The sequence below is a fragment of the Leucobacter sp. USCH14 genome (assembly GCF_037619215.1).
Lineage (GTDB): Bacteria > Actinomycetota > Actinomycetes > Actinomycetales > Microbacteriaceae > Leucobacter.
Map to the genome: position 1 here is coordinate 163907 of NZ_JAQPZP010000006.1, position 12455 is coordinate 176361.

General features: G+C 67.6%; 9 protein-coding genes. 6 read left to right on the forward strand and 3 right to left on the reverse strand.

Features of this window, described 5'->3' with window-relative positions:
* Positions 1–22: 22 nt before the first annotated feature.
* A complete protein-coding gene (locus tag PQI23_RS08370) occupies positions 23–1342 on the reverse strand; it encodes an ABC transporter substrate-binding protein (protein WP_339973444.1) in 1320 nt (439 codons plus the stop codon).
* 300 nt (positions 1343–1642) lie between these two features.
* Between PQI23_RS08370 and PQI23_RS08375 the strand changes: the two genes are divergently transcribed.
* From PQI23_RS08375 to PQI23_RS08385, 3 genes are all read left to right on the forward strand, one after another.
* A complete protein-coding gene (locus tag PQI23_RS08375; RefSeq protein ID WP_339973446.1) occupies positions 1643–2638 on the forward strand; it encodes an SIS domain-containing protein in 996 nt (331 codons plus the stop codon).
* A gap of 113 nt (positions 2639–2751) precedes the next feature.
* On the forward strand, positions 2752–3672 hold the full coding sequence (locus tag PQI23_RS08380; RefSeq protein WP_339973449.1) for a PfkB family carbohydrate kinase: 921 nt from the start codon (positions 2752–2754) through the stop codon (positions 3670–3672).
* 31 nt (positions 3673–3703) lie between these two features.
* Positions 3704–4804 carry a LacI family DNA-binding transcriptional regulator gene (locus PQI23_RS08385; protein WP_339973451.1) on the forward strand — a complete coding sequence of 367 codons (1101 nt, stop codon included), beginning with the start codon at positions 3704–3706 and terminating at the stop codon, positions 4802–4804.
* Positions 4805–4854: 50 nt separating this feature from the next.
* Here PQI23_RS08385 and PQI23_RS08390 read toward each other — a convergent pair whose 3' ends face one another.
* A complete protein-coding gene (locus PQI23_RS08390) occupies positions 4855–5604 on the reverse strand; it encodes a GntR family transcriptional regulator (protein ID WP_339973453.1) in 750 nt (249 codons plus the stop codon).
* 162 nt (positions 5605–5766) lie between these two features.
* Between PQI23_RS08390 and PQI23_RS08395 the strand changes: the two genes are divergently transcribed.
* Positions 5767–6783, forward strand: coding sequence for an SIS domain-containing protein (locus tag PQI23_RS08395; RefSeq protein ID WP_339973455.1), 1017 nt, complete (start codon positions 5767–5769; stop codon positions 6781–6783).
* A gap of 3 nt (positions 6784–6786) precedes the next feature.
* Here PQI23_RS08395 and PQI23_RS08400 read toward each other — a convergent pair whose 3' ends face one another.
* The gene (locus PQI23_RS08400) at positions 6787–8160 is read right to left on the reverse strand and encodes a nucleobase:cation symporter-2 family protein (RefSeq protein WP_339973473.1); all 1374 of its coding nucleotides are present in this window, start codon (positions 8158–8160) and stop codon (positions 6787–6789) included.
* A gap of 202 nt (positions 8161–8362) precedes the next feature.
* Here PQI23_RS08400 and PQI23_RS08405 point away from each other — a divergent pair, with 202 nt between their 5' ends.
* Together PQI23_RS08405 and PQI23_RS08410 are read left to right on the forward strand one after the other, a co-directional pair.
* Positions 8363–10447: a glycosyltransferase family 4 protein gene (locus tag PQI23_RS08405; protein ID WP_339973457.1), complete on the forward strand. Its 2085-nt coding sequence runs from the start codon at positions 8363–8365 to the stop codon at positions 10445–10447.
* A complete protein-coding gene (locus PQI23_RS08410; protein ID WP_339973459.1) occupies positions 10444–11748 on the forward strand; it encodes a glycosyltransferase in 1305 nt (434 codons plus the stop codon). Before PQI23_RS08405 ends, PQI23_RS08410 begins: the two co-directional genes overlap by 4 nt.
* Positions 11749–12455 lie beyond the last annotated feature (707 nt).

The following is a 12455-nucleotide window of genomic DNA, read 5'->3' on the forward strand; positions in this document are numbered from 1 at the left end:
GTGCGGCCACCCCGGGATCGGATCACTGCGCCATCGAGTTCGCGCTCTGCACGCTCTCGAGGATCTCCTCGGGAGTCGAGTCGCCGCTGATGAGCGCCTCACCGCCCGCGAGCCAGGCGTCCGCCACTTCGGGGACCGTGACGGTGTCGAGCCACACGACGAGCTGCGACGCATCGTTGACCTGCTCGATGCCGCTGAAGACCGCTGCGCTCGACGTATCCTCGGTCACCGCGCCGACCACCGTGCTCGGCTGCCCGTAGGGCGGCGAGGAGAGGGTGGTCGCGTTGGCCTGCTCGGTGACGAACTTCATGAAGTCCACGGCGAGCGGGGCGCGCGGCGACTTCGCGTTGATGAGGTACCCCTCGGGCGAGCCCTGGATCGCGTCGGCGTCGCCCTTCGCGCCCTCGGGCACCGGCAGCTTGAAGATGCCGAAGTTCTCGGGAGTGAGCTCCGCTCCTTCCGCGGTCACCGTGTCGAACTCGAGGATCTCCTGGTAGTACATCGCTGCGCGCCCGCCCGAGAGGGCCTCCTGCGCGGTCGTGTAGAGCACGCCATTGGTGCCCCGGCCGGTGTCGGTGCACTCCGTCACCAGTTCGCCGAACTGCTCGAGGGACTCGATGTACCCGGGGTCGCTCCACTCAGCGGTCGCCGGGTCGAAGTCGGCGTGCAGCGTGTCGGAGGGCACGTTGTACCCGAACAGCTGCTGCAGGTAATGGAGGGCGGGCCAGCCGTCCTTGTTTCCGAACGCGATCGGCTCGTACCCGGCGTCGCGCAGCGGGCCGCAGGTGGCGATGAGCTCCTCGAACGTGGTCGGCACCTCGACGCCGGCCTCCGCGAACGCCGCGGTGTTGTACCCCATGAACTTGCCGTTGTTGTAGAGCGGAACGCCGTAGTACTTGTCGTCGAACTTGAAGGCGTCGAGCGAGGCCTCGCCGAAGGTTCCGCCCCACTCGGTGTCGGGGGCGATCACCTCGGTGAGATCGGCGGCGAGGCCGCCCTCGACGAAGTTCTGCGCCCACGTGCCGGCCCAGGTGAAATAGACGTCGGGCAGCGCACCCGAGGCGGTCAGCGTCTTCGTCTTGTCCTTCACCGACTGGTCCGTCTCTTGGATGAACTCGATCTCGACCTCGGGGTGGAGCTTCTGGTACTCCTCCGCGACGTTGAGGAAGTAGGGTTCGAGCGGTTCGCCGGCGAACTTGGTGAGCACGCTGAGCGTGCCCGAGTACTCGGGCTCCGCGGTGACGTCGACGGCCTCACCGCCACCGCCCCCGCCCGCGCATCCGCTCAGCGCAATAGTCGCCGCAGCGGCCAGCACGATGACCGATCTTGTCTTCCGATGCATATTCATGCCCTCCTCTTCGAGAGCGCCGCAGGTGCGCGACGGTCCGCCAGGTCGTGATAATGGCGCCGGCAGGTCGTGATTCCGGGATATCTGATACCGGTCCCACCTGCCTGCCAAGTATTGTGACCGAACGCTGCCACCACCGCAAGACCCGGACCGCATGTTCACAGTGTTGACGTGCTTCGGCACGGGCTTCACGGTTTTTCTGGTTGACGCCGCTCCGACGGCCGTGGCACGATACTCAAACGTGATACCGGTATCAGACTCGGTTCACTCGACCGCCACGAAAGGAATGTCACCATGCTCGGTTTCAACGAGGAAGAACTCCGCGAGCAGCTCAGCAGTGCGGTCGCGCTGCGCCCGCAGATCGAATCTCTCGTCGATCAGCTCCAGAACATCGACAACGTGCTGCTCATCGGCTCAGGGGGCACCTACGCGCAGATGTGGCCCTACGAGTACCTCGCTCGACGCCATTCGAAGCTCCCCGTGCGCGCTGCGATCTCCCGCGAGCTCATCGAATCGGGTGATGCCTGGCTCGGAACCGGCACGCTTGCGGTCTTCGCCTCGGCCTCCGGCACCACGGAGGACGTGCTCATGGCGATCGACTACGTCAAGAGCAAGGGAGCCACCACCGTCGCCTTCACCGGCATCGGCGACTCCCCCATCGCCCAGAACGTCGACCACGCGCTCGTGTGCGCACCCAAGACCTGGCCATTCGACCCTCAGCTGCTGCTGCTGGTCGGGCGCATCATGAACGTTCGCGGCGAGTTCGACGGATACGCATCGCTCGCCGACGAACTGGTGCATCTGCCCGACGCCGTGATCGAGGCGGCGAAGGCGACTGAGGACAAGGCCAGCGCGTTCGCCGAGGCGCACAAGGATTCCGACTACTACTTCCTCATCGGCGGCGGGCCACTGTGGGGCCTCACCTACCTCTACTCGATGTGCGTGCTCGAAGAGATGCAGTGGCTTCGCACGACGCGCGTCAACGCGGCCGAGTTCTTCCACGGCTCGCTCGAGCTGCTCGAGGAGGACACCCCGGTACTCATCTTCCAGGGCGAGGACGAGACCCGACCGCTCACCGACCGCGCGGAGGCCTTCGCGAAGCGGATCTCGAAGGACGTCACGGTACTCGACAATCGCGATTACGAGCTCGCGGGCTTCAGCCCCGAGAACCGTGCGCTCATCGCGCCCATCGTGCTCGACATCGCGGTCGGGCGGTTCAGCAAGCACCTCGAGCGCGTGCGCAACCACTCGCTCGATCTCCGCCGCTACTACCGGGTGATGGATTACTGATTCCGGTTCGGTCGGGTCTTCGCGGAGCGCAGCCCCGCGAAGACCCGACCGCCTCCACCCCTCCGTGCGCGACGCCCGTCGCGCACGCACTTCGCGCTTGAGAGGAGCGCCCCGTGAAGATCCTCGGATTCGGCGACAACATCGTCGACCGCTTTCTCGACCGTCGTCTCGACTACCCCGGCGGGAACGCGGTCAACGTCGCCGTCTATGCTCGGCGCCTCGGCGCGACCGCGGAGTACCTCGGGGTCTTCGGCGACGATCGCCTCGCGCAGTTCCTCCGCGCAGCGCTGACCGCGGCCGGAGTGGACCACGCGCACTCCGTCGTACGCCACGGCGAGACCGGCATCTCGACGCTGAACGTCGTCGACGGCGAACGCGTCTTCCTCGGCTGGAACGACGGCGGCATCACCGTTCGAGCACCCATCGACCTGCGCGACGGGCGCTTGACCTACGCGTCGAGCTTCGACCTGGTGCATTCGAGCGTGTACTCGCATACCGAGCCCGAACTGCCGCTCCTGCGCAAGACGGACGCCCTCGTGAGCTTCGACTTCTCGTCGGAACCCGAGTTTCGCACCGACGCCTACCTGAACCGCGTCGCGCCGCACATCGACCTCGCACTCATCTCGTGCTCGGATCAGAGCGTCGACGAGACGCACCGACTGCTCGACGCGCTGATCGCGGCCGGAGCCGGCATCGCGCTCGCGACGCGCGGCACCGACGGCGCGATCGTCACCGATGGAACGAACCGAGTATCGGCGGAGACGCTCGTCATCGACGACCCCGCCTCGATCGTCGACACGATGGGCTGCGGCGACGCCTTCGTCGCCGGATTCGCCGTCGAACTGCTGCGCCGCGGGTGGACCCGGCAGCAGGTTCCCTCGCGAGACGACCTGCTCGCAGGGCTCGCTGCCGGCAACGCGTCATCACGCGATCAGTGCTTCGTCGAATCCGCCTTCGGCGGCGGCCGAGCGATTCCCGACGAGGAGTTGCAGCGCTACACGTCGCCCGAGCCCGCGGTGCACCGCGGGCCCTAAACTGGAGGCTCCGGCATCGAGGAGGTAGACCGTGGGCAAGCCTCGCCCTTCCGCCCCGACCATCTCGGAGGTCGCCGCGGCCGCCGGCGTCGGGCGAGCCACTGCCGCGCGAACGCTCGGAGGGTACGGCTACGTCAGCGCTGAGATGCGGGATCGCGTGCTCGCCGCTGCCGACGAGCTCGGGTACCGCACGAATCAGCTCGCGCGAAGCGTGTCGACCGGAGTCAGCCACACCATCGGCGTGGTCGTCGCCGATATCTCGAACCCGTTCTTCGGCGGAGTGGCGCTCGGCATCTCGGAGGTCGCGAGCGCGCGCGGATTCGACGCCCTGGTGCTGAGCACCGCGGAGCACCTCGACGAGGAGATCAATGCGGTCAACGTGCTCGTCGACAAGCGCGTCGATGGCATCATCCTCTCCTCCGCGGCGTGCGCTGCCAACTCGACCGCCCACCTGCAGCTCCCGAATGAGCAGGGCATTCCGCTCGTGCTCCTCGACCGCTTGATCCCGGGTCTCGACCTGGACGCCGTCGTGATCGACAACCGCGCGGCGGCCCGACGCGCGACGACCGAGCTCATCAAGGCCGGCCACTCGCGCATCGGGTTCATCTGGGGGCCGCCGGTGGCGGGCCGGATCGAGTACCGTCGCGAGCTCGTCGAGGCCGCGGGGCGAAATCTCTGGACGGACGGCGAGCGCCTCACCGGCTACTTGGATGCGCTGGACGATGCCGCACTTCCCCTCGACCTCGACCACATCATGCTCGGTGCGAAGACCGAAGAGCGCGCCTACGAGGCGGTCACACGCATGATCGCGCTCGATTCCGCACCGACGGCGTTCTTCTGCACCGAGACCGACGCGCTGACCGGAACACTGCACGCTCTGCGCGATGCGGGGCGCTCGATTCCGGATCAGGTCTCCATCATCGGCTTCGACGACAGCTCATGGGCGGCCGTGATGAACCCGCCGCTCACGATGGTGCGTCAGCCGATGCTGGAACTCGGCCGCCAGGCGGCCGAACTGCTCCTCAGCCGGATCGACGCCGCGGCGGATGACGCCACACCGCCGATGCAGCGCGAACTCGGGGCGGAGTTCATCGAGCGCGCATCGGTCGCTCCCGCGCACGATCACCGCTGACGCAGCACGGTCACCGCTGACGCAGCACGGTCACCGCTGACGCAGCACAGTCACCGCTGACGCAGTACGGTGAACGAGATCTCACTGCCGCGGTGGTAGTCCTTCGCGTGCAGCACGCGGCGGCCGGAGATGCTGAGACCCACCTCCGTGACCAGCAACCACGGCCCCATCCCGGCGAGGTTGTACTGCTGCTCCCAGTCGGAGGGCAGATCCACCGCTGACACCGTGGCGAGCGCGGTCTGCACGTGCTCACCATGAGCGGTCAGCGCCGCGGTCAACGATCCGCCCCAGTCCCGATGCTCGATCGGGCCGGGAAGCAGGTGGCGCGGCACCGTGTTCTCGCTCACCACGAGCGGGCGGTCGTCGCCGAAGCGGATCCTCACGAGTCGGATCACGGGCGCGCCGACCTCGATCTCGAGCGCGGCGGCGACCTCGGCATCCGCCCCTGTCTCGGTGACGCTGAGCACTGCGCTCGACACCCGGTACCCGCGTGCGGTCAGCACCTCGGTGATGCTCTCGTACTTCGTCACGGGACGCTCAACGCGCAGCCCGCCCGAAACTGAGAGGAAGCGCCCCTGGCCCTGCACGGCGACGACGAGACCGCTCTGCTCGAGCTGCCGGAAGGCCTCGCGAACCGTTGAGCGCGACGTGCGCAGCCGCTCGGTGAGCGCTGCCTCCGTCGGCAGGCGGTCGCCGGGGCGCACGCCGAGTTCGTCGATGAGCGCCGTGATCTGCGCGCGCGTCCGGTCCACCGCACTCTCCCGCGATCCGGCCTTCCCCGATGTGTCAGACAGGGCCACGCCTCCTTCGACTGATGCGGACGGCGCGCCCGCGCGCGCCGTCCTTCCGCCGCTCAGCTTAGCGAGGTCGGTGCGCGTCCGCGCCGGAGGAGCATTGCGCTACCGCTTGTTCACCCTTTACGATAGTTGTCAGACAAATAGGTCTGCACACAGACAGGAGCAATGATGCTGAAATTCGATCCGGATGCCTACCTCACCGTGCAGCGCGGAGCGGTAGCTCTCGCGCGCCCGATCCGCGAGGCTGCACGGCGCTGGCTCGACGACGGAGGTACGAACGTCTTCTTCATGGGCGCAGGCGGAGTGAACTTCCTCATGCTTCCCGCGGCGCGCCTGCTGCAGACCCGATCCTCCCTTCCGGTGCACATCGAGATGAGCGCCGAGATCGTGCACTCCGGGAGCGAGCACCTCGGGCCGGGGTCGCTCGCTGTCTTCCCCTCGGTATCCGGCACGACGAAAGAAGCTGTCGAGGCGCTTCGTTTCGCGAAGTCGCGAGGCGCGACCGTACTGAGCCTCACCGCGGATGCCGCGACCCCCATCGCCGAGCTCGCCGATATCTCGCTCACCAATCCGTGCGCCGACCCGACGTCAAGCGAGAACTTCTCCCTGCAATCGCTCCTGCTCGCGCTCGCCCTCATGGACGCGCGAGGCGAGATCGACGACTACGAGGCCGTCATCGCCGAGTTGCACGCACTGCCCGAGCTGCTGGTCGACGCGAAGCGCACGTTCGAACCGCGCGCCGAAGAGCTCGCCGCCGAAATCGCCGATGAGCAGCACCACATCATCACGAGCGCGGGCGGCTCCTGGTACGAGGCGATGTACTACGGCATGTGCATTCTCGAAGAGATGCAGTGGATCTGGACGCGCCCCGTGCACGCCTCCGACTTCTTCCACGGCACCCTCGAACTGCTCGAAGCCGACACGAGCGTCTTCATCTTCGCGGGCGAGGATGAGCAGCGACCGCTCACCGACCGAGTCGAGCGCTTCGCTCGAACAGTGACTCGCAAGGTCAGGATCATCGACACCCGCGACTTCGCACTCGCCGGGCTGAGCGCCCGCGTGCGCGCCCTCATCTCGCCGATCGTGCTGGCCGCGGTGCTCGAGCGGCTCAGCACGCACCTCGAGCGGGTGCGCGGCCACGACCTCACCCTCCGCAGGTACTACAAGAAGGGCGACTTCTGACCCTCAGCCTCGGCGGAGGTGCGAGTCACCGGTGCCCGTATCGGCGTGCCGACGCCGTCGCCCGATCTCGTTGAAGAGCAGGTTGAGCACGACAGCGGTGATCGCCGCCGAGCTGATGCCCGAGTGGAAGATGGTGCTGAACCACGTGGGGAACTGATCGAAGAAGTCGGGCGCGACGACGGGAATGCACCCGACGGCGAGCGATGCGGCGACGATCAGGAGGTTGAAGTTGTTCTCGTAGTGCACCTTGCTCAGCGTGCGAATGCCGGAGGCGGCGACCGTACCGAAGAGCAGGATGCCCGCCCCGCCGAGCACGGCCATCGGCAGGGTCGCGACGACGCGGCCCAGCACCGGCAGAAGGCCGAGAACGACGAGGATCGCGCCGCCGGTAGCGACCACGAAGCGACTCTTCACGCCCGAGATCGCGACGAGCCCCACATTCTGTGCGAAGGCGCTCTGCGTGAACGTGTTGAACACGGGAGCGACAGCGCTCGACAGCATGTCTGCGCGCAGCCCGTCCGCGATGCGGCGCGAATCGACCTTCGACCCGGTGATCTGCCCGACGGCGAGCATGTCGGCGGTCGTCTCCGTGAGGATGACGAGCACGACGATGACCATCGAGATGATTCCGCTGATCTCGAAGACGGGCAGCCCGAAGGCGAACGGTTGCGGAACCGCGAAGACCGCCCCCTCGCCGACTGCCGAGAAGTCGGTCTTGCCCGCGATGAACGCGATCAGGGTGCCCAGCACGAGGGCGAGCAGGATCGCCATTCGATTGATACCGAACACCCGCACGCGCGAGAGCACGAGTGCGATCAGCAGCGTGCCACCCGCGAGAGCGATGTTGCCCACGCTTCCGTAGTCGTCGGCAGTCGCTGTTCCGCCCATCGCCCAGCGCGCTGCGACCGGAATCAGCGAGATGCCGATCGTCGTGATGACGACGCCCGTGACCACCGGAGGGAAGAATCGCACGATTCTCGCGAAGAACGGGGCGATGAGCAGACCGATAAGCGCCGCCCCGAGCACGGCTCCGAACACGGCCGGCATGCCGCCGCCCCCGCCGACGATGGCGACGAGCGTGGCCACCGACGCGAACGACGTGCCCTGCACGAGGGGCAGTTGACTGCCGAAGAACGGGAGCCCGACCGACTGCAGAATCGTCGCGAGGCCGCCCACGAAGAGGCAGCTCGCGATCAGCATGCCGATCTCGGCGCTCGACAGCCCCGCGGCTGTTCCGATAATGAGCGGCGGCGCGATGATGCCGCCGTACATGCTCAGCACGTGCTGCATTCCGTGGGCGAGATTCTGCGTCCAGGGAAGTCGCTCGTCCTCGGGCCTGGGCGTACGGCCCTCGTACGCGTGCGAGCTGCGGTTCAGTCGACCCGCCCTGCGGTCGCTCCGGGTGTTCACGGTCGATGACTCACCTCTCGGTCGAGACCGATCGAAGGTGGAGCCGATGCTGCATCCCGACCTGTCATGTGGTGTCCTGCTGAGAGAATAGCTTAAAACTTGTGTAAACCACATATATGCTTAAAAATTAAGTAATAGTCACTATCAGCCGACAGATCGTAGGTGCTGCATGGCAGTGGAAGCGCTGCTGCGGGAGATGCTCGATTCGGGCAGTCTGACGCACATCATTCAGACCGGTGAGCGTCTCGCCGAGGCCGCTGCATGCGACCCTCGCGCACTCGATGCACTCGCATCCGTGCTTGCGGGCGGTGATCAAGCCGTCGCGATCGCCGCAGTGCACGCGATCGCGAGTATCGATGACGAGGCGGCCGCGGCGGTACTCGCCGAAGCGTTCGGCGATCCTCGTATCTTCATCCGAGAGCATGCCGCGTGGGGCTTCGAAGGCCGCCCCGCCTGCATCGCCGCCGTCGGCTCGCTCGTCGAGCTGCTCGTGGAAGGCGGGTTCGGCGGCATGCTCGCCCAGCGCGCCCTCGAGTCCTGGCGCATCGAGGCCCCCGGAACGATCGTCGACACGCTGACCGCCGCGTTGCGCGAGCACACCAGCGCACCGGTGCGTCGCCGCCTCACAGAGACGCTCGGCCTGATCCGCGACCCCCGAGCAGATGCCGAACTCGCGCGCATCGAGCACGATGAGCACGAACTCGCCGAGGTGCGGGAGGCCGCGCGAGACGCACTCGCAGATGAGCTCCTCACCGATCCCGCGATCCCAGCCGACCGGCACGGCGAAGTCGACGGACCCGAAGGGCTGACGATCGCCCAGCTCTTCCTCGGCGCCGACATCGACGCAGACCTGCGCACCGTGGGCAGCGGAAACAACGGCGGCATCGCCACGCTGCTCGTGCGCCTCGGAGACGCGCTCGTCGACCCCGAGCAGGGCGCTTCCGTGAGCCGCGTACTCACGCTTTCGCGGGGCACCGATGCCCCGACGACGCCCGCGGATGCGACCGATGCAGCGGAGCCAGCGGCTCACCACGCGTACGCGCAGATCGGGCTTCCCGTCGCCGCCGTGAGCGCCGAGGACACCTGGTCGAACTTCGTCGCCGCGCGGCGCGGCATCGCCCGAGCCCTCACCGAGCACGGGCCCGTCCACGCGATCCACCTGCGCATGGCGGATGTCGGCACGTTCGCCGCGTGGGACGTGGCGCGTGCGCTCGACATCCCGGTGGTCTTCACCGCCGCCCCCGACCCGCACGCCCTCATCGAGACCCTGGAGCAGTCGGGCGCGCTCACCCGGCAGAACTTCGGCGATCACGATGCGCGAGACCGCTACTGGTTCCGGGCCCGGCTCGTGCGCGACCTCGCGCGTCGCGCCGACCACACCGTGCTCATGCCCCGCGAGCACCTGCGCTCCGACCTGCAGCGCCTCATCGGCATCGACATCGACGATGCCGCGCAGTTCTCCCCGGTGGCCGAGGGCATCGACGTCACCGTGATCGACGACGCGGTCTCCGAGGCGCGAGCGCTGTCCGCGGGGGGCGAGGCCGGCCCGCATCTCGACGAACTCGTCGATCTGCTTCGCCAGCTCCCGCCGGAACGCCGCGGCCTGCCGCTCCTCATCAGCGTCGGCCGCCTGCACCGCGTCAAAGGGATGTCGACGATCGTGGAGGCGTGGTCCGAATCCGACCTGCAGGCACGCTGCAACCTGCTGATCGTCGGCGGTAATCTGGTGCGACCGTCCGCCGACGAGGCCGAGCAGCTGGCGCGCATCGACGGCCTGGTGGATCCGGCTGAGCGCGCGGCGCACGGTCTGCTGCTCGTGGGGCATCGTCCGAATACGACCGCGGCTCGCTGGATCGCGGCCGCGCGCTTCGGCGCCCCCGGGCTCGCCGCGCCGAACGGCGTGTACGTCTGCGGGAGCATGAAGGAGGAGTTCGGTCTGGCGATCCTGGAGGCGATGGCCGCGGGTCTCTTCGTGATCGCACCGCTCCGCGGAGGGCCGGCCACGTACGTCGATCAGGGCCGCACCGGGATGCTGATCGATACGTCCGACGTGTCGCAGCTGCGAGCAGCACTCGACGCCGGCCTCACCCTTGCCGCCGACGCCCCCGACGATCGCGCCGCCGCATCGCGCGCCCTCGTCGCCGAACGGTTCTCGATCCACACCATGGCACGCTCGCTCGCCCGCATCTATATGACCGCGCACGAACGCCGCGCCGCCGACCGCCTCCGCGCAGAATCGAATCAGTACGCATGACCCTGCTCATCATCAGCCCCGATTACGCGTCCCACCTCTACCCGCTGGCGGCGATCGGGCAGGCCTGGCGAGACCGCGGCCACCGCGTCGTCGTCGCCACCGGCCCGGCGACCGCGCACATCGTGGAGTCGTTCGGCTACGAGCAGGAGCTGCTCAGCCTCGGCAAAGGCTCGAACCCCGGCACGATTCGCGCAGAGCAGCAGCCCAAGGGCGAAGACGACGTACTGCGCGGGTTCTTCGACGCGACCCGCGCCGGCATGATCGAGACGCTCGCCTTCCAGGCGCGAGCGAGACTGCACGACCTCATGTGGCGGCCGGTCGACACCGCGCGCCGAGTGCTCGAGATCGTCGAAGCGGTGCAACCCGACGAGATCGTGGTGGATCACCTGGCCTTCAGCGCCCGACTCGCTCTCGGTGCGGCCGGCATCGACCACATCGACATGGTGCTCGGGCACCCCACGGCGCTGCCGCTGCCCGAAGCGGGCGAGCTGTACGGGTTCCCGTCAGCATGGCCGGCCGCGTTCTCGCCGAGCACCGCGCAGCTCGACGACCTGCGCGCGCTCTGCGCCCGGGTGAGCGCGTCGTTCACCGCCGAGTGGAATCGCGCGCTCGCCGAACTCGACCCGGCGACGCCCGCCTCGACCGACGCCTTCGCGGAGCACGGCGACCATCTCGTCTTCAACTACCCCGCAGAGCTGATGCCCGCCGAGCGCCGGGAGATCCTGCCCCCGCACACCTTCATCGGCTCATCGCTTCGCTCCGAGCAGCCCGACGCGGCCGTGCAGCGCTGGCTCGACGGGAGCGAGACGCCGTTCGTCTACGTGAGCTTCGGCAGCTTCCTGTCGGTGCGCGACGACGTGCTGCGCAACGTCGTCGAGGCGCTGCGTCACCTGGGCGTGCGTGCGGCGGTCGCCCACGGCTCGTCGGATCGCGCGGCGCTCGGCGAGATTCCGGGCGACTGGCTCGTGCAGGAGTTCCTGCCGCAGGTGACGCTGCTCGAACGCGCCGCGGTCGCCGTGACGCACGGCGGCAACAACAGCGTGACCGAGGCGCTCTCGTTCGGCGCCCCGCTCGTCGTGCTCCCCTTCTCCACCGACCAGTTCGCCGGCGCCGAGGCGCTCGAGCGAGCCGGGCTCGCCGAGGTGCTGGCGCCGAACGACGCGACCGTGCCCGAGCTGCGCGCCGCGATCGCGTCGATGCTCGAGCGCCGCCCGCCGCGTCGCACGCTTCCGGAGGCGCTCGCCGAGAGCCGACGCGCCGCCGAAGCGGCGTATGCGGCGCGCCAGAGGGTGCGCGCGTAGGCACGGCGAAGCGCTCTTCGTGAGCATCCCAGACCACCTACTCGTCCCGCTGGACAAAGCGATCGCTGAGAGGTCATCGCAGAGCAGCCGCTGACGCAGGAGAGTCCCCCGACCGGGGTGCGGTCGGGGGACTCTCCACTGGCGGAGGGTAGGGGATTTGAACCCCTGACTGGGGGTTACCCAGTGCTTGTTTTCAAGAGCAGTCGGCGCTCCCCCTCCAGTCCTGTTTCACCTGGTTCTTTCCTCCGTGCAGGATCCACCAACCAACGTGGACCAACCTATTGGCCTTTCACCTGTTGCCGTTTGTGAGAAGTTAGTGATCTACCCGTGATGGACACGGACACTACAAACACCGAAAGGAAACTGTCAAGTGATTTCATGAGCTACAAACGCAATTTGCTGCAGCACCAAGCAGACCTCTCAGAGACGGAGAGCCAAGGTGGGCGCGCCCCTAGCATGAGCAGCAGGCATCAAACCGTCTCGCCACGGTAGTACGCACCGCGCTGGCTCAGGTCTTCGGTCACTTTCCCCTCAAACACGTAATTTCGCTTCCTGGGATGCGAGTACATCGAGCCGAAGTCCGAAGTATGGGTCTGATGCACGTGAACCGCTCTGAGTTTGTTGGAGGCTTGAAGCGCCCTGGGTCTGATGGAGACTCGCGCTATTTGATTCCGACCAGCTGTTCGCGGTCGGCTTGGACAGCATAG

Coding starts and splice junctions, on each gene's coding strand:
- PQI23_RS08375 (WP_339973446.1), top strand. CDS start 1,643: ATGCTCGGTTTCAACGAGGAAGAACTCCGCGAGCAGCTCAGCAGTGCG.
- PQI23_RS08410 (WP_339973459.1), top strand. CDS start 10,444: ATGACCCTGCTCATCATCAGCCCCGATTACGCGTCCCACCTCTACCCG.
- PQI23_RS08405 (WP_339973457.1), top strand. CDS start 8,363: ATGGCAGTGGAAGCGCTGCTGCGGGAGATGCTCGATTCGGGCAGTCTG.
- PQI23_RS08370 (WP_339973444.1), bottom strand. CDS start 1,342: ATGCATCGGAAGACAAGATCGGTCATCGTGCTGGCCGCTGCGGCGACT.
- PQI23_RS08395 (WP_339973455.1), top strand. CDS start 5,767: ATGATGCTGAAATTCGATCCGGATGCCTACCTCACCGTGCAGCGCGGA.